The sequence below is a fragment of the Novosphingobium sp. UBA6272 genome (genome assembly GCF_002440635.1).
Lineage (GTDB): Bacteria > Pseudomonadota > Alphaproteobacteria > Sphingomonadales > Sphingomonadaceae > Novosphingobium.
In genome coordinates this window covers 1-17,138 of sequence record NZ_DJUW01000012.1, presented here as the reverse complement: position 1 = coordinate 17,138, position 17,138 = coordinate 1, and the positions used below count along the sequence as shown (strand labels likewise).

The 17,138-nt window shown below is 64.6% G+C and carries 18 protein-coding genes; 9 read left to right on the top strand and 9 right to left on the bottom strand.

From position 1 onward, the window contains the following. Positions 1–16 precede the first annotated feature (16 nt). The 5 genes from purB to B2V17_RS05910 form a co-directional block, all read right to left on the bottom strand. On the bottom strand, positions 17–1,330 hold the full coding sequence (purB, locus tag B2V17_RS05930) for an adenylosuccinate lyase (RefSeq protein ID WP_292996188.1): 1,314 nt from the start codon (positions 1,328–1,330) through the stop codon (positions 17–19). 118 nt (positions 1,331–1,448) lie between these two features. Further along, positions 1,449–3,170: a flotillin family protein gene (locus B2V17_RS05925; RefSeq protein ID WP_292996186.1), complete on the bottom strand. Its 1,722-nt coding sequence runs from the start codon at positions 3,168–3,170 to the stop codon at positions 1,449–1,451. 11 nt (positions 3,171–3,181) lie between these two features. Beyond that, positions 3,182–3,808, bottom strand: coding sequence for an OB-fold-containig protein (locus B2V17_RS05920; protein WP_292996184.1), 627 nt, complete (start codon positions 3,806–3,808; stop codon positions 3,182–3,184). A gap of 105 nt (positions 3,809–3,913) precedes the next feature. Continuing rightward, on the bottom strand, positions 3,914–4,537 hold the full coding sequence (locus B2V17_RS05915) for a phytanoyl-CoA dioxygenase family protein (RefSeq protein ID WP_292996182.1): 624 nt from the start codon (positions 4,535–4,537) through the stop codon (positions 3,914–3,916). A gap of 7 nt (positions 4,538–4,544) precedes the next feature. After that, positions 4,545–5,231 (bottom strand): VOC family protein, encoded by a 687-nt coding sequence (locus B2V17_RS05910; protein WP_292996180.1) that lies wholly within the window; start codon positions 5,229–5,231, stop codon positions 4,545–4,547. 205 nt (positions 5,232–5,436) lie between these two features. Here B2V17_RS05910 and B2V17_RS05905 point away from each other — a divergent pair, with 205 nt between their 5' ends. After that, complete coding sequence (locus B2V17_RS05905) at positions 5,437–6,783, top strand: glycoside hydrolase family 125 protein (protein ID WP_292996178.1); 1,347 nt, start codon at positions 5,437–5,439, stop codon at positions 6,781–6,783. Here the strand turns inward: B2V17_RS05905 and B2V17_RS05900 are convergent. Continuing rightward, entirely contained in the window at positions 6,780–7,484 is a 705-nt protein-coding gene (locus tag B2V17_RS05900; RefSeq protein WP_292996176.1) for an NRDE family protein, read from the bottom strand. The two genes, B2V17_RS05905 and B2V17_RS05900, sit on opposite strands and share 4 nt — an antisense overlap. 118 nt (positions 7,485–7,602) lie before the next feature. After that, positions 7,603–8,295: a RadC family protein gene (radC, locus tag B2V17_RS05895; protein ID WP_292996174.1), complete on the bottom strand. Its 693-nt coding sequence runs from the start codon at positions 8,293–8,295 to the stop codon at positions 7,603–7,605. Between the two features lie 76 nt (positions 8,296–8,371). On the opposite strand from radC, the gene B2V17_RS05890 reads away from it, so the two are divergent. The 8 genes from B2V17_RS05890 to B2V17_RS05855 all read left to right on the top strand — a co-directional run bounded on the left by B2V17_RS05890 (position 8,372) and on the right by B2V17_RS05855 (position 15,041). Then, on the top strand, positions 8,372–11,626 hold the full coding sequence (locus B2V17_RS05890; protein ID WP_292996172.1) for a YdbH domain-containing protein: 3,255 nt from the start codon (positions 8,372–8,374) through the stop codon (positions 11,624–11,626). 11 nt (positions 11,627–11,637) lie between these two features. Next, entirely contained in the window at positions 11,638–11,895 is a 258-nt protein-coding gene (locus tag B2V17_RS05885) for a YnbE family lipoprotein (protein ID WP_292996170.1), read from the top strand. A 9-nt stretch (positions 11,896–11,904) separates the two neighbouring features. Then, positions 11,905–12,324 (top strand): YdbL family protein, encoded by a 420-nt coding sequence (locus B2V17_RS05880; protein ID WP_292996168.1) that lies wholly within the window; start codon positions 11,905–11,907, stop codon positions 12,322–12,324. Positions 12,325–12,483: 159 nt separating this feature from the next. Next, complete coding sequence (locus B2V17_RS05875) at positions 12,484–12,804, top strand: AtpZ/AtpI family protein (RefSeq protein ID WP_292996166.1); 321 nt, start codon at positions 12,484–12,486, stop codon at positions 12,802–12,804. Positions 12,805–12,883: 79 nt separating this feature from the next. Then, on the top strand, positions 12,884–13,642 hold the full coding sequence (locus B2V17_RS05870) for a F0F1 ATP synthase subunit A (protein ID WP_292996270.1): 759 nt from the start codon (positions 12,884–12,886) through the stop codon (positions 13,640–13,642). A 47-nt stretch (positions 13,643–13,689) separates the two neighbouring features. Next, entirely contained in the window at positions 13,690–13,917 is a 228-nt protein-coding gene (locus B2V17_RS05865) for a F0F1 ATP synthase subunit C (protein ID WP_054122335.1), read from the top strand. 79 nt (positions 13,918–13,996) lie between these two features. Further along, positions 13,997–14,488, top strand: coding sequence for an ATPase (locus tag B2V17_RS05860; RefSeq protein WP_292996164.1), 492 nt, complete (start codon positions 13,997–13,999; stop codon positions 14,486–14,488). Next, a complete protein-coding gene (locus B2V17_RS05855) occupies positions 14,481–15,041 on the top strand; it encodes a hypothetical protein (RefSeq protein ID WP_292996162.1) in 561 nt (186 codons plus the stop codon). The genes B2V17_RS05860 and B2V17_RS05855 overlap by 8 nt, the downstream gene beginning before the upstream one ends. Before the next feature lie 85 nt (positions 15,042–15,126). Here B2V17_RS05855 and B2V17_RS05850 read toward each other — a convergent pair whose 3' ends face one another. Continuing rightward, complete coding sequence (locus B2V17_RS05850; protein ID WP_292996160.1) at positions 15,127–16,101, bottom strand: NADPH:quinone oxidoreductase family protein; 975 nt, start codon at positions 16,099–16,101, stop codon at positions 15,127–15,129. Positions 16,102–16,105: 4 nt separating this feature from the next. Then, positions 16,106–16,864, bottom strand: a complete 759-nt coding sequence (gene gloB, locus B2V17_RS05845) for a hydroxyacylglutathione hydrolase (protein WP_292996158.1) — start codon at positions 16,862–16,864, stop codon at positions 16,106–16,108. Positions 16,865–17,138 lie beyond the last annotated feature (274 nt).

Here is a 17,138-nt window from a genome sequence, read left to right as displayed (position 1 = left end):
AAGGCGTAGTGGTGCCTTACTCCCCGAACACCCGTTCGAAAATCGTGTCGATCGCCTTGAAGTGGTAATCGAGGTTGAACTTCTCTTCGAGTTCAGCCGCGCTCATCACCGCGCTGACTTCAGGATCGGCCTTGAGCAGTTCGAGCAGGCTAAGTTGGCCGTCGCTTTCCCAGACCTTCATGGCATTGCGCTGGACCAGCCGGTAGCTCGCGTCGCGCTCCAGCCCGGCCTGGGTCAAAGCCAGCAGCACCCGCTGCGAGTGGACAAGGCCGCCCATCTTGTCGAGGTTCTTCTGCATCCGCTCGGGATAGACCAGCAGCTTGTCGATCACCCCGGTCAGCCGGGCGAGCGCGAAGTCGAGCGTGATCGTCGCGTCGGGGGCGATGTAGCGCTCGACCGAGGAGTGGCTGATATCCCGCTCGTGCCACAGCGCGACGTTTTCCAGCGCCGGGGTCACGGCCGAACGGACCACGCGGGCGAGACCGGTGAGGTTTTCGGTCAGCACCGGGTTGCGCTTGTGCGGCATGGCCGACGAGCCCTTCTGCCCGGGCGCGAAGTATTCCTCCGCCTCCAGCACTTCGGTGCGCTGCAGGTGGCGGACTTCGATAGCGAGCCGTTCGATGCTGCTCGCGATCACGCCCAATGTGGCGAAGAACATCGCATGGCGATCGCGCGGGATCACTTGAGTCGAAACCGGCTCGACCGCCAGGCCGAGCTTTTCAGCGACGTATTCTTCGACCGAAGGATCGATATTGGCGAAGGTCCCGACCGCGCCCGAAATTGCGCAGGTCGCCACTTCGGCGCGGGCTGCCAACAGCCGTGTCTTGCAGCGGCTGAATTCAGCATAGGCTTCCGCCAGTTTCTTGCCGAAAGTGGTCGGCTCGGCGTGGATCCCGTGGCTGCGGCCGATGGTCGGGGTATACTTGTGCTCCAGCGCGCGGCGCTTGATCGCGGCGAGCAGCGCGTCGAGGTCTTCGAGCAGCAGGTCGCTGGCCTGGGCCAGCTGGACCGAGAGCGTGGTATCGAGCACGTCGCTGCTGGTCATGCCCTGGTGCATGAACCGCGCCTCCGGGCCGACCCGCTGGGCCACCCAATCGAGGAAGGCGATCACGTCGTGCTTGGTCACTGCTTCGATCGCGTCAATCGCCGCGACATCGATCTTGGGGTTTGTCGCCCACCAGTCCCACAGCGCTTTGGCCCCGCTCGGCGGCACAACGCCCAGTTCGCCCAACTTCTCGGTGGCATGGGCCTCGATCTCAAACCAGATGCGATAGCGCGCTTCGGGCTCCCAGATCGCGGTCATGGCAGGGCGGGCATAACGGGGGACCATGCTTTCGACTCCTAAGCGGGTGTGCCGCAGCCGCTAGGGTGCGGGTGGAGCAAAGGCAAGCATCTGCCGCCAAGGATCACCGGTGCCGCAATCGTAATCACGACACCGGCGGTTCCGATCACTCCTCTTCTTCTGCCGGCGTAGACGATGCCCCGGTCGATTTCGCTTTGCGCACCGTCTTGGTCGGCTCGGCAGCCGCACCTGGCTGTTCGCTGTTGGCCTGGCGAACCAGACCTTCGATTGAACCACCATCAAGCCCCAGCTCTTTCATAAGGCCGTCGATGATCGGGGCCTGCGCCCGGTAGGTTAGTGCTGCCGAGAGCGCATCACTGGCGAGATTGCCGTTTCCCGCCGGTGCAGCCCCGCCGGCGCCCTTCGTCCCGCCGTTCTGGGTCAAACCATCGACCTGGACGATCTTGATCGAATCGATCGCCTCAAGCGGGCGGGCGCTTTCGCGGACCAGTTCGGGCAGGACCTTGAGCAGCGCCATCTTGGTCTGTAGCGACATCTGGTCGGACGAGAGCAGGTTGGCCGCCTCGTTGATCGCGCGCTGCCCGGCGGCTTCGACTTCGAAGCGGACCCGGTTTGCTTCGGCGCGCAGCTTTTCGGCTTCGGCCGCACCTTCGGCCTCCATCCGCACCGCCTCGGCGCGGTTGGCGGCGGCCTCCTTTTCGGCCTGGGCTTCGACCTTTACCTTGATCGCGTCGCGCTCGGCCGCTTTGGCCGCTTCGATCAGTTCGATGCTCTTGTGGCGCTCGGCGATCTCGGTTTCGCGGGCAGTGGTGACCTGTTCTTCGGCAGCCGCCGACTTGGCCCGAGCCTCGTCAGCCTCGGCCTTGGCCTGGCTTTCCTCGCGGCTCTTGTTCTGGACCGCGATCTGCTGCTCCTGGCGGGCGATTTCGATTGCCTGTTCCTGCGCGATCTTGGCTTCCTGAACGGCACGGTCCGCCTCGATCTGCTGGCTGTCGACCATTTTCTTGGCTTCGATCCGCGCGGCCTCAGCCTCCTGGTTGCGCTTGGCCTGCTCGCGGGCGACTTCGGCTGCCTGCTCGGCCCGGCGCATTTCAATCTCGCGCTCCTGCTCCAGCCGGGCAAACTCGTTATCGCGGGCGATCTGGAACGATTGCTGCGAGGCCGAGAGGTTTTTCTGCTCGATCTGGACCCGGGTATCCTGCTCGATATCGTTGCGGGCCTTGCGGCGCAGTTCGATCTGCTCGGTCAGCTTGGTCAAGCCTTCGGCGTCGAAGGCGTTGTTGGCGTTGAAATGCTCGATGCTGGTCTGGTCGAGCCCGGTCAACGAGACCGATTCGAGCTCCAGCCCGTTCATCGCCAAGTCGTTCGAAGATACCTGCTGCACTTTCTGGACGAAGTCGGCGCGCTGTTCGTGGAGCTGGTTCATCGTCATTCCCGCCGCGACCGAACGCAACGCGTCGACGAATTTCCCTTCGACCAGGTCCTTCAGCAGTTCGGGATTCATCGTCCGCTGACCCAGCGTCTGCGCGGCCATGGCGATGGCATTGGCATCCGGGCGGACCCGGACGTAGAATTCGGCTTTCACGTCGATCCGCAGACGGTCGAGCGTGATCAATGCGTCGGTGTTCTTGCGCTCCACCGCCAGCCGCACCGTGTTCATGTTGACTGGCATGGTTTCGTGCAGCACGGGCAGGACCAGTGCCCCGCCGTTGATCACGACCTTTTCGCCGCCAAACCCGGTGCGGACGAAGCCGACTTCCTTGGTTGCGCGGCGATAGAGCCGGGTGATTGTGAAGGCGATGATCAGCAGGACGGCAAGGCCGGTGCCCGCATAGATGCCGATCGTACCAAGGCGTTCAAGTTCCATATTGTCCTCTGTCAGTCAGTCAGCTTGATCGGCCCTTGGCCATCAAGCGCGTAGAAAATTTCCCCCTCACGGCGAACAAGGAACACTTCTTCCCCTTCGCCGAAAGCGGCATTGTCGTGGTGAGGCTCAACCATCACGTTGTGCATCTGCCCGTGGATATCGCGAACCACGGCGCGGGCAGGATTGCCGCGGCTGGCCCGGCCAACCGCAATGCTGCCCCGGCAGCCCACCAAGGCGTCGATCGGCACTGCCGTGGTCTCATCACTCGGCCAGACTGCTCCCAGCAGCCGCGTGATCACGGCATTGGCCGGCACCGCCGCCATCAGCGCCGCGCCGCTGGCGGCCGGAGCCGCGAAAGGCGCGCCGAAGAGTCCGGCGAACAGTTCCTGCAGCGAAAGACCGAGCAGGCCGAAGCAGGCGAGGAAGCAGGAAAGCCAGACAATCAGAGGAACCCGGCCAAAACCGAACAGGCTGGCAAGTCCGCCGCCAAGGTCGGCGTGCCCACCTGGTACGTCCGAATCGAAATCGGGGTCCGGGACAATGTGGCCGAGTCCAATAACCTGAACGAGGACCAGCAGGACCAATATCGCCAAGGAAACCGCGAAAGGCGTGTTCTCCGGGGCCAGTAGCGCGGACACTTCAATTTCTCCGTTATTCCAACGGATAGTGACGAAGCCGGATTGTAAGGCAAGCGAAATCGGACAAGGCCGAGTCCGTTTTTCAGGCGCGAGTAGTGATCAATTTCAGGCTGTCGGCACGAACACTTCGCCGGTATCCATCCGCACGCCGCGCAGTTTCTCGGTTGTGACCAGTTCCTCGCGCAGCCGGGTATCGGCCCAGGTGATCAGCAGCGAACGCCGCGGGGCACCGCTGGTGTTGCTGGTGCCGCCGTGGAGCAAGTTGGCATCGAGCACGGCGATGTCCCCGGCCCGGCCCGCCAGCACCATGGCTTCACCGTCATCGCTGCCGCGGTGGGTGGCGGGGACAAGCTGCGTCGCGCCGTTGTCCGGGCCGTAATCATCGAGAAAGACCATCGCGATGGCGAAGGGATGCTCCGCCCCCGGCGCGTCGCGGTGCAGCGGCTGGCACCTGTTGCCGGGCCGGGGATCGCGCCCGTCGATCTGCATCAGGAAAAATGGCGCCTCGATCAGCGCGCCGACCTGCTCCAGCACGGCCGGCAAGTGGCAGATTGCCTGGACCGCCGGATCGAGATCGACCTGGGCCAGCCGCCATTCGGGATCGCGCGGGACGGGCCACTGGTCCGGGGGAAGGTAGCCCGCCTCGAACGCCGCGCGCGCTGCCTCGACCAGTTCGGGCGGAACCGCACCGGGCAGTAGTGCATAACCCTGATCTGCGATTGCTGTCATTGCTGCGTCAGGCTGCGACCGGTGGTTCGTCATAGGATCCTTGCATCGTGATCGCGGCATCGGGCGCGGCCAGGATCGCTTTGAGCGTTTCGGGCGGATAGGCGAGCTGCGGCTTGGCCGGATCAAAGGCTGGCTGCGCGACCGGGCTGGTGGTTGTGCAGGGAGCAGGGTTGAGCATGGCCTGCGCCTCGTCGTCGGTAATGCCGCAATCATCCAGCATCTTTGGATCGACCCAGCGCGCCGGATCGACCTTGCTGACCGCAAAGCTCACTTCCAGTGTCAGCCCTTCGGGCCCGGCGAAGTAGATCGACTTGCAGAAGCCGTGGCCAATCGGCCCGATCGCGGGGACGCCGTGGCTGCGGATCCGGTCGCGCATCGCGATCAGCCCCGCTTCGTCGGGCACGCGGAAGGCAATGTGCTGGGTCACCCCGGCAGCACACTTGCCCGCCCCGGTGCCGGCATGGGTGATCCCGAGGGTGGAAGGAATTTCGCCGATCCCGGCCAGTTCGACCACCGAGAAGAAGCTGTCTTCATCCATCCGCAGGAAGGCATGCTTGCCGCCCGGCACCCCGTGCATCTCGAACAGTCCAACCAGCGGGAAGCCCATGACCTGGGTGAAGAAGGTCAGCTGCTCTTTCATGTTGGCCGACATGATCGCGATGTGATGAATGCCATCGGGCTGCTGGACGGACATGGGCGCTCTCCTTTGGGAGGGAGGCTAGCATGGAGAAAGAGGATGGGGAGGGATTATTTGCACGAACCAAATCTGGACAACGCTCCCTGCACAAGCCACCAAGACTCCAGTGCAATCGCCCGTATTTCAACGCCGTGCCTTCCTCGCTGCCGGAGCAGCGGCGTTGCTTGTGCCGCGCGGGCTGCGTGCGCAGGAGGTCCGACAAATGCAATCCAACCGTCCCGCCCCGGCCCAGCGCCGATTTGTCAGCAAAGCGGTGGAGCAGGAGATTGACCGGGTTTCGGGGCTGATCAAGGACCCCGAACTGCGCTGGATGTTCGGCAACTGTTTTCCCAACACGCTCGATACCACGGTGTTCATGGGCCAGGCCGGTGGCAAGGCCGATGCCTTTGTCATCACCGGCGATATCGACGCGCTGTGGCTGCGCGATTCGGCGGCGCAGCTGCGACCGTACCTCCATCTGGTGCATGGTGACGAGAATTTGCAGCAACTCTATCGCGGGCTGATCCGCCGTCATGCGCGGTCTGTGCTGATCGATCCCTATGCCAATGCCTTCACCCGCGACCCGGCCTCAAAAGAGGGGCTGCACTGGTCGAAATCGGACCGGACCGAAATGAAACCGGGCGTGGCCGAGCGCAAGTGGGAGGTCGATTCGCTGTGCTATGTTCTGCGCCTCGCGCACGACTATTGGCAGGCCAGCGGCGATGTGGAGCCGTTTGATGCAACCTGGGTGCAGGCAGCCAAGACGATTGTCGCTACCTTCAAGGAGCAGCAGCGTTTCACCGGCCCCGGTCCCTACCGGTTCCAGCGCCAGAGCACCCAGCCGACCGAGACGACGCTGGCCGGGGTGGGGGTGCCGACCAAAAAGCACGGCCTGATCCACTCCGCGTTCCGCCCCTCAGACGACGCCTGCACCTTTCCCTGCAACATTCCCGGCAACCTGTTCGCGGTCGCGACCTTGCGCGAACTGGCCGAAATGGCCCGCGCGGTGCTGAAGGACGAGGCGCTGGCTGCCGAAGCGACGGCATTGGCCGCCGAGGTTGAGGCGGCGGTGTTCGCGCATGGCGTCATGCAACTGCCCGATGGGCGGCAGGTGCTGGCCTATGAGACCGACGGCTATGGCAACCACCTGTTCATGGACGATGCCAACGTTCCCTCGCTGCTGGGCCTTGCCTATCTGCGCTGCCTGCCGGCCGACTATCCTTTTTGGCGGACCACCGCCGACGCGGTGTGGAGCGAGGCCAACCCTTGGTTCTTCCGCGGCCGTGCGGCAGAAGGGATCGGCGGGCCGCATATCGGCGAGGGACAGGTCTGGCCGATGTCGATCATCGTTCGCGCGCTATCGAGTGACAGCGACGAGGTGATAGCCTGGAGCCTGAAGACCTTGCGCAATAGCCACGCCGGCACCGGCTTCATGCACGAAGCTTTCGACAAGGACGATCCTGCGAAATTCACCCGCCACTGGTTCGCCTGGGTCAACGGCCTGTTCGGCGAACTGGTGATCAAGGTGGCGAAGGAGCGGCCGCACCTGCTGGCGGCGGAGTACACTTAGACTGGCCAGCCAAATTGCAGCGCGGTTTCTTCGGTCCGTTCGCCCGAGGCATCGAAGCGGCGCTCGGTGATCCGGCCATATCCTTGCGCATCGACCAGCACCACGGTCGAACAACGCGTTCCGTAAGTCGGATTGCGGATGAACACCGATGAGAACGCATCTTCCGGATCGGCCGATTGCGGGGTTCGGTCAGCCAGCGCGTCGAACAGGACTTCCGGCGCTGCATCGGTGGCGAACCATTCCGCCAGTGCTGCCTCCAGCCGTGCGGTCTTGAACCAGCGGTCGCCGTGCGCGCCGTTGGACAGGCCGTGAATGCCGGCCTCCAGCTCCATATGCTCAGGAACGGGATGGTTGGAGACGAACTGCAGCCGTTCCTGGTCAACCAGCCACAGGTTGAACGGGTTCATCGTTTCGATCTCGGCCGGCGCATTGCCGCGCAGCCAGTCGGTCACCAAGGCCCCGCGCGAGGCGAGCTCAGGCCGGGGATAGCCCGGCACCCGCAGGTTGGTGACCAGGCCGAAGCGGCCTTGCGCCACTCCCAGCCAGGTCCCGCCGGCCTGCAGATCGCGCCCGGCGATGATCCGGCCATCGGCCCATTCAGCGAGCGGCGCGGTCGGCCTTTCGTGAAACTCGTCGCGGTTGCCGATCGCGACCAGCGGCCAGCGCGGATGCGCGCGCCAGGCGATCGCGGCTACGCACATGGCTTGAAACGCGAGGGCGTGGATGGTGCTTCGACAGGCTCAGCACGAGCGGAGCATGGGAAAAGCCGCGCGACGGCAAAAGACCGCTCAGCCTGAGCCTGTCGAAGGCCACGCGTCTTCACACCAGCCCCTTGGCGCGCAGGCTGACGTGGCCTTCCTTGCCGATGATCACGTGGTCATGCAGCGTGATCCCCAGCAGCCGGGCTGCTTCGGCGATCTTGTTGGTGATCTGGATGTCGGCCCGGCTCGGTTCCGGCGAGCCGGAGGGATGGTTGTGGACCATGATCAGCGCCGCCGCGCCCAGATCGAGCGCCTTCTTGACCACCTCGCGCGGATGGATCGCCGCCTCGTCAAGCGAGCCTTCGGACAGCAATTCGTCGCTGACCAGCCGGTTGCGGGTATCGAGGTAGAGCACCCGGACCCGTTCGTGGTTGAGGTGCGCCATGTCGACCGTCAGATAATCGATCAGCGCCTGCCAGCTGGCCAGCACCGGCTGGTCCTGCACTCCGGTGCGGGCGAGGCGGCGGGTGGCGAGCGCGACGATCTTGATCGCAGCGGCGCTGGTTTCACCCATCCCGGGGTGTTTCGCCAGTGCGGTGGGATCGGCATTGAACACCGCGGCGAGCCCGCCGAACCGGGTCAGCAGACTTTTCGCCAGCGGTTTCACGTCCCTGCGCGGGATCGCAGTCATCAACAGGTATTCGAGCATTTCGTAATCGGCCAGCGCGCCATCGCCGCCGTTCAACAGCCGCGCGCGCAGCCGCGCCCGGTGTCCGGAGCCATTTGACGTTTCAGGCGTTTCATCGGCCAAACGGGCTATCCCTTCGACGGAAGTGCTCTGCCAGTCCATTGCCTTTCACAGGCCAAGCGCGCAAGTGTAGCCATCTATGCCGGAGCCAGAGGCCGAACTCCCTGAACTCGAAGCGGAAGCTCCGCTCTCGCGCCGCAGCAGACTGCGGCGTGGATTTCAGGTGCTGGGCGTGGTGCTGATACTGGCACTGCTGGTGGTCTGGCTGGCGCGAGAGCGGATCGCCAATTCGATCATTGCCGGGCAGCTGGAAGACCTGGGCATTCCGGGCACGTACGAGATCGAATCGATCGGCCCGCGCCGGCAGGTGCTGACCAACGTGGTGATCGGCGATCCCAAGCGGCCGGATGCGACCATCGCCCGTGCCGTGGTGGTGTTCGAGCCGCGCTTCGGCATTCCGGTACTGGGCCGGGTCGAAGTCGACGGCGTGCGGGTCTATGGCACCTATCGTGCCGGCAAGCTCAGCTTCGGCAAGCTCGATTCGGTAATTTTCGGGGAAAGCACTGCCGAGCGTAGCGGACTGCCCGATCTCGAACTGGTGCTGGGCGATGCGCGTGCCCGAATCGACGGCGATCTTGGCGTGATCGGGATCAAGGCCGAGGGACGCGGCAATGTCCGCAACAGTTTTGCCGGGACGATCGCGGCAGTTGCGCCGCAGCTGGCGCTATCGGGATGCAAGGCCAACGGCGCGACGCTGTTCGGCAAGGTCACGACCTCCGCCGGAGCACCCAGCTTCAGCGGTCCGCTGCGGCTTGAGGCGCTCAATTGCCCCACCGCCGGTCTCACGCTGCGCGGCGCGGCGGTCCAGCTGGATGGCGAACTGTCCGACACTTTCAGCCGCGCCAAGGGCCGCTATGGCCTGACCGGATCCCAATTGGCCTGGCAGGACAGCAGCGCGCGCGAAGTGACCGCCAAGGGCGACTTTGCCTTTGCCGACGGGGATGTTGTGGCCAGCTATAACCTCGGTGGCCGCTCGGTTGATCTGGGATCGGCCGGGGCCGGAACGCTGGCGATCGAAGGCACCCTGCGCAGCCGCGACGATCTTGGCCGGTTCGATGGCGAGGGCAAGATCCGCGCCGGCGAGGTGCGGACCGGTTCGGTGCTGGGTCCGACGCTGGGGGGTTTGGAGAAATCGGGGGAGGGGACCCTGATGGCCCCGCTCGCCCGGCAGTTCCGTATGGCTATCGCTCGCGAGGAGCGCGGATCCACCTTCCGGGCCGATTACAGTTTGCGCCAGACTGGCGGGATCACCCAATTGACCTTGCCCAGTGCGGAACTGATTGGCGGCAGCGGGACCCGGCTGGTCGGCGTCAGCCGCTTTGGCTTGTCGCTGGGGATCAAGGGCGGACCGCGCTTTTCGGGCTGGTTCGTGACCGGCGGCGCGGGCCTGCCGAGGATGGAAGGCGTGGCGCAGCGGGCTGGTCGCGGCGGGATGGAGGCACGCTTTGCCCTGGCCGAATATCGCGCCGGGACCAGCTCGATCGCCCTCCCGGAACTGCGCGTGGTCCAGCTTCCCGGCGGGCAGATCGGTTTTGCCGGTCGCGCGCTGGTTTCAGGGCCGCTTCCCGGCGGCGAGGTGCGCAGACTGCGTGTGCCGATCGAAGGCAACTGGTCGGAGCGGAGCGGCTTGGCCGTCTGGCGCCGCTGCACGCCGGTAGCGTTCGACACGCTGACCGTGGGCAGCCTCAAGGTCGGTGGACAAGGGCTGACCCTGTGCCCGGGTGCCGGCGGCGCCATCGCCCGAACCGGGCCGGGCGGGCTGCGGATCGCGGCCGGCACCTCGGGGCTCGATCTCGCTGGCACGCTTGGCACCACTCCGATCCGTCTGCGCAGCGGCGCGATTGGCGCGGCTTGGCCCGGTGCACTGGCGGCACGCAATCTCGATATCGTGATGGGTCCGGCCGACAAGCCAAGCACGATCAAAGTCGCCGCATTCAACGGCACCATGGCCAGGGTCGTCACCGGCAAGTTCAGCGGGGCCGAGGTCAAGCTGTTCGCCGTCCCGCTCGATATTTCCGAAGGTGCGGGCGATCTGCGTTTTGCGGAATCGGTGCTGGACCTCAGCCAGTCGACCATGAAGGTTACGGATCGGGGCCAACCCGCCAAGTTCGAACCGCTGGTAGCGCGCGAAGCCCGGCTGCATCTGGCCGACAACCGAATTACCGCTGAAGCGATGATGCGCGAGCCGGCCAGCGACCGCGAGATCGTGCTGGCTACGCTTGAGCACAACCTGACCACCGCGCGCGGCTTTGCCGATCTCAAACTGCCGGGAATTGTCTTCGACGGGCAGTTGCAGCCCGACAAACTGACCTACTTCGCCAGCGGGGTGGTTGCGCTGGTCAAGGGCAAGGTCTGGGGTGACGGCCGGATCGACTGGAATCCGGATGGAGTGACCAGCACCGGGCGCTTTACCACCGACGGGCTCGATTTCGCGGCCGCCTTCGGTCCGGTCAAGGGGATGAAAGGCACGGTCGAATTCGCCGATTTGCTCGGTCTGGTCACCAAACCGGATCAACGGGTGACGATGGCCTCGATCAACCCGGGGATCGAGGTATTCGACGGTACGCTCTCGTTCCAGATCGAGCGCGACTACCTGATGGTGGTCAACGGCGCCGAATGGCCGTTCATCGATGGCAAGCTCAAGCTCTTGCCAACCCGGATCCGGCTCGACAAGGGCGAAACCCGGCGTTTCACGCTCAAGCTTGAAGGGGCCAACGCCGCCAAGTTCGTGGCGCAGCTCGAACTGGCCAATATCAGCGCGACGGGCCTCTTCGACGGCACCCTGCCGCTGGTATTCGACGAGAACGGCGGGCGGATCGAGAATGGCCTGCTGGTCTCGCGCCCGCCCGGCGGCAACCTCTCCTATGTTGGAGAGCTGACCTACAAGGACTTGTCGGCGATGGGCAATTTCGCCTTCCAGACGCTGCGCAGCCTTGATTACCGGCGGATGGAGATTGGGATCGATGGGCAGATCGACGGGGATATCGTCACCAACCTGCGGATCGAGGGCGTGCGTCAGGGCGAAGGCGCGAAGAAGAATTTCATCACCCGCCAGCTGGGTCAGCTGCCGATCCAGTTCAACATCAACATCAATGCCCCGTTCTATCAGCTGGTGGCCTCGTTCAAGTCGCTCTACGATCCGGCCTATGTCCGCGATCCACGCAGTCTTGGGCTGATCGACGCGCAGGGGCGCCCAGTGGGGAAGCCTGGTACGCCGATCAGCCCGGACCCCAAGGACTTGCCCCCGATGAAGCCCAATGGGCTGCCCCCGGCGCCTTCGCCGACCCCAAAATCCGAAGATATTCAGGATTCAGACAGCAGGAATAGTCCATGAGCAGTCACGAATTGACCAACCGCGCCCGGCTTGCGATGCTGCCAGTCATGCAGGGGAACCATTCCGGGAAACGGCGGTCGAGCCGGCGCAGGGCAACCGCGCTGGCAATGTTGATGAGCGGCGCTATTGCGCTCGGCGGCTGTGTCTCGGTCAAGGCGCCGGACAAGCCGATCGTGATCGAGCTCAACATCAACATCAAGCAGGAGGTCGTTTACCGGCTGGCGGCAGATGCCGCCAAGACGATTGACGAAAACTCCGGCGCTTTTTGAGGACGTGTCATGTTGAAGATTTTTGGCCTTACTGCTTCCGGACGTTCGCCGTTAACGGCGATGGCTGGTGCCCTGACGCTCGGCGCGCTGACGCTTTCGGGCGCGGCTTCGGCGCAGCAGCAGCGCGATCCGGCCTATGCTGCCGCCCGCTCGGCCGGCCAGGTTGGTGAAAAGGTCGACGGCTATCTGGGTTACCCGTCGACGCCCAGCCCGGAAGTTCGCCGCCTTGCTGACGATATCAATATCAAGCGCCGTGCGATCTATGCCGAAAAGGCGGCCGAGCAGCATGCCACGGTCGAACAGTACGCCTTCACCACGGGCTGTCTGCTGATCTCGAAGACGGCGGTGGGCGAGAAGTACCAGGCACCCGACGGCTCGTGGCAGACCCGCACCGCGGCTCCGCCGCTGCGCGACAGTCGCTGCCCGTAAGGCAGGCGCAAAAGCAACGAATCACGGGCCTCCCCGCAACATGTTGCGGGGAGGCTTTTTCGTCCCGGTTGACTTGGGGGAAGGGCCTGCTAAGGGGGCGGCGCCCTCGGCGGGCGACCGGTGCGCATGCTATCCGTTTCCCCTGAAAAGGAGCCAGGCATGAGCGACGAGAAACCTGCCCGAGAACCCATCGGCGATGATGCGCGGATCGATGCGCTCGAAGCGCGGCTGGCAGCCGCGCGTGAGCGTGAAGAACAACGCAACAAGCCGGCTGCGGGCGCAGAGGCCGATGCGAATTACCGCATGGGCAACCGCGTTCTGGCCGAACTGATCGGGGGAATCGGCGGCGGTGCGTTCATCGGCTGGGTCATTGACCGATTTGCCGGAACCTCGCCCTGGGGTCTGTTGGTGGTGATGGCCCTCGGGATCATCGTCGCTTTCAGGAGCATCATCCGGATGGCTTCGCAGCGGCCCGACTAGGGGCGCCGCCGAGGGGGCATCAGACCGAATTTTGAAAGAGGCAGGTTTCGTGGCAGCCGAACAGGGCAAAGTCGATCCCATGCACCAGTTTTCGATCGAGCCGTTGTTCGGCACCGATCACTGGTCGATCGCGGGCTACTCAATCCCCTTCACCAATTCCGCGCTGTGGATGGCAATCACCACGGTGGCACTGGCGCTGTTCGTCATGGGCGGCATGAAGCGCCAGCTGGTGCCCGGCCGCTGGCAGATGGCAGTCGAAGGCTTTACCGGCTTCATCGACAACCTGCTCGCCGCCAACATTGGCCCGGCCGGCAAGAAGTATGTGCCCTACATCTTCTCGGTCTTCATGTTCATCCTGTTCGCCAACCTCCTGGGGTTGCTGCCCCTGATGCTGGTCGGCGTCCATCCCTTTACCCCGACCAGTCACTTCACCGTCACCGGTGTGCTGGCGATCATGTCGTTTTCGATCGTGCTGATCGTCGGGTTCTGGCGCCATGGCCTGCACTTCTTCTCGCTGTTCGTGCCGCACGGTACGCCGTGGTGGCTGTTGTGGCTGATCCCGTTCATCGAACTGATCTCGTTCCTGGTCCGCCCGTTCAGCCTCGCGCTGCGACTATTCGTGGCGATGATGGCCGGGCACGTGCTGCTGGAAGTGCTGTCCTCGTTCGTGATCTCCAGCGCCAATTCGGGCCTGTTGTGGGGTACGGTCGTTGGCCTGCCCAGCTTCATCCTGATGATCGCGATCTGCGCGCTGGAACTGCTGGTTGCCGGCATCCAGGCCTACGTCTTTGCCCTCCTGACGTCGCTGTATCTCAACGACGCCGAGAATCTTCACTAAGTTTCCTATCCAACCATTCGAATTATCGAGAAAAAGGAGTTTTTGAAATGGAACCTGCAAGCGCAAAGCTGATTGGTGCTGGTCTCGCTGCCATCGGCGCTGGCATGGCCGCCATCGGCGTGGGTAACGTGTTCGGTTCGTTCCTGGAAAGCGCGCTGCGCAACCCGGGCGCGGCTGACGGCCAGCAGGGCCGCCTGTTCATCGGCTTCGCCGCCGCCGAACTTCTGGGCCTGCTCTCGTTCGTCGTCGCGATGATCCTGATCTTCGTCGCCTAAGACCTGCGATTGACTGACCGACCGGCTGCGCGCCCGCCCCACCCGGGGCGGCGCCGGCCGGGCAGATGCGGACGTACCAATGCCTCAGATTTCCCAGCTCGCCGCGACCTACGCCAGCCAGATCTTCTGGATGCTGGTGTTCTTCGGCTTCATCTTCTTCGTGATCGGCCGGGGCATGGTGCCCAAGGTGATGGCGACGGTTGACGCCCGCGACAAGCAGATCGCCGATGACCTTGCCGCGGCAGAAGCCGCCCGCAAGGCCGCCGACGAACAGGAAGAGGCCTGGCGCGTCCAGTCCAATGCTCAGCGCTCCGAAGCGCAGGCGTTGATCGCCAAGGCCAAGGCTGATGCGGCCGCCGCCAGCGAGAACAGCCTGGCCAAGGCCAATGCCAAGATCGATGCCCGGCTGAGCGAGGCAGATGCCCGCATTGCAGTGGCGCGCAGCGATGCGCTCAAGGAAATCGAAGCCGTCGCATCAGAAGCCGCCGGCGATATCGTCGCCCGGCTGACCGGTGCTTCGGTTGACGCCAAGGCGGCCTCGGCTGCCGTCAAGGAGGCGCTCAATGCTTGATCTGAGCCTGCTGGCCGTCGCCGCCGAACACGGCGCCGAAGCTGCCGCGCATGGTGCGGCCCACGCCGAACCCGCCGCTTTCGGTTTCATCACCCCTGGCATGTGGGTCGCCCTGGCGATGACCACGTTGATCCTGGTGATGGTCTGGAAGAAGGTTCCGGGGATGATCACCTCGGGCCTCGATGCCTCTATCGCCGAAATCCGCAAGCAGCTCGACGAAGCCAAGGCGCTCCGTGCCGAGGCCGAGGCGCTGCGCAAGGAATATGCCGACAAGATCGCCGGAGCCGAAAAGGAAGCGGCCGAGATGATCGAGCATGCCCGGCATGAGGCGGAAGCGATCGTCGCCAAGGGCGCCGAAGATACCAAGGCGCTGATCAAGCGCCGCGAGAAGATGGCCGAAGACAAGATCGCCGCTGCCGAGCGCGGCGCGATCGACGAACTGCGCGCCAAGGCTGCTGCTGCTGCTGCCGGTGCCGCCGGCACGCTGATCGCCGCGAACCACGACGCCAAGGCCGACAAGGGCCTGGTTGACGAGGCGATCGCCGGCCTCTGAACGAATTACAGAGCTTGGAGAGGGGGAAGGGGCGGTCCAAAAGGGCCGCCCTTCTTCGTTCGGGAGGCTTCCCAACCGGGAGTGCCTAAGGCTCCAGCACCACTTTCCCCACAATCCCGCGTCCCGCCATCGCATCAAAGGCTTCGCGCCACCGCTCCAGCGGCAGGATCCGGTCGATGTGCGGGTTGAGCCGGCCTTCGGCGGCGAGAGTGGCGACGGCTTCGCGGATCGCGCGGCCACGATCGGGAAAGCGGCGGGCATATTCCCCGGCGCGCACGCCGACCACCGAGAAGCCCTTGATCAGCGGGATGTTGGTCGAAATCTCGGCAATCCGGCCGCCGGCAAAGCCGATCACGAGCAGCTTGCCGCCAAAGGCGACGCAGCGGGTGCTTTCATCGAACACGTCGCCGCCGACCGGATCGTAGACCAGATCGCACAGCGCCCCGCCGGTCAGTTCCGCCACCTGCTCGCGAAAGCGTCCATCGGCCAGGATCACTGCATCGGCCTGGCTCGCAGCCATCAGGCGGTCGACCTTGTCCGGCGTGCCGGTGGTGGCGATCACGTGGGCGCCCAGCCGCTTGGCCAGTTCCACCGCGGCAAGGCCGACCCCGCCGCTGGCGCCATGGATCAGCACCCATTGGCCGGCCTTGAGCCCCCCTATCTCGACCAGGCCGGTATAGGCCGTGCCATAGGCGGCACCGAGCGCGGCCGCTGCCGGAAAGCCGACCCCGTGCGGCATGCGCGTCACCGCGCGGGCCGGAACCACGGCATATTCGGCAAAGGCTCCGGTCTTGTTGCCGCCATAGACCGCGTCGCCGGGGGCAAAGCCGCTGTCCGCATCGGCCTCCACCACTTCGCCAGCGAATTCGAGCCCGGCGGTAAATGGCAGGTCCGGTTTCAGCTGATACTCGCCGCGGGTCATCAGCAGGTCGGGAAAATTGAGCGAGGCGGCGCGGATCCGCACCAGAACCTCGCCGGGGCCGCGCGAGGGGACGGGAAGGTCGGCAAGTTCCACGCCCGAAAGATCGGGGGAAAGCGTTTGAACGACGAGGGCCTTCATTGGCTCAGAACGTGTCCTTCGCGGCCCTGAGCGCTGCAAAGGTCGCCACTGCGTCCCCGCCGCCCCAGCGTGCCTGCATCGCGGCGTCGTCGGCTCGCAGGAACGGATTGGTGGCGAGTTCGCGGGCGAGGGCGAAGGGGACGGTCGGCTTACCGGCTTCGCGGGCGCGGGCAATTGCCTCGGCGTATTTGGTCAGCTCGGGATTGTCTGGATCGGCGTGGAGCGCGAAGCGGGCGTTGGACTGGGTATATTCGTGCGCGCAGTACATCGTGGTCGCTGAGGGCAGGGCCTTGAGCCGGCACAGGCTGGCCCAGAACTGGTCCGGCGTGCCTTCGAACATCCGCCCGCAGCCCAGCGCAAACAGCGCGTCGCCGCAGAACGCCACATCGGCATCGGGCAGGTGATAGGCGATATGGCCGTTGGTGTGCCCGCCGACGTCGATCACCGCCGCGTCCCATTCGCCCAGCATCACCACATCGCCATGCTTCACCACCCGGTCAGGCGCGCTGCCGAGTTTCTCCACTTCGGCCGGGCCGATCACCGTGCAGCCGGTCGCCGCCTTGATCGCGGCATTGCCGCCGGCGTGGTCGGGGTGCCAGTGGGTGTTCCAGATCTGGGTGATCTGCCAGTGCCGCCGCGCCGCCTCCCGCAGGTAGGCGTCGGCATCGGGGGTATCGATGCAGGCGGTCTCCTCGCTGACCGGATCGTGGATCAGGTAGCCGTAGTTGTCGGACAGGCAGGGGAACTGGTGGATTTGCAGCATTGAGGTTGACCTAGTTGCTTTTAGTTGGGCGGAGCGGGGCTTTGGTTCCCCAAAAACTGACGAGCTGTGTAGCCGCCAAGATAGCAACAGTGGTTGGCCAAAGGTCTAGGTTGCGGTCAACCGCGAAATGATAGGCAGACAGAGCAACCAAGCTTCCCCATCCAGCCAACAAAATCGTGCGCTCAGCAAAGTCCATATCGCGGAAATTTCGCGGTGCCGAATGTGGGTCAAAAACTGCTCTGACGCACACAACTAGGCTCAGGACTCATTGCGG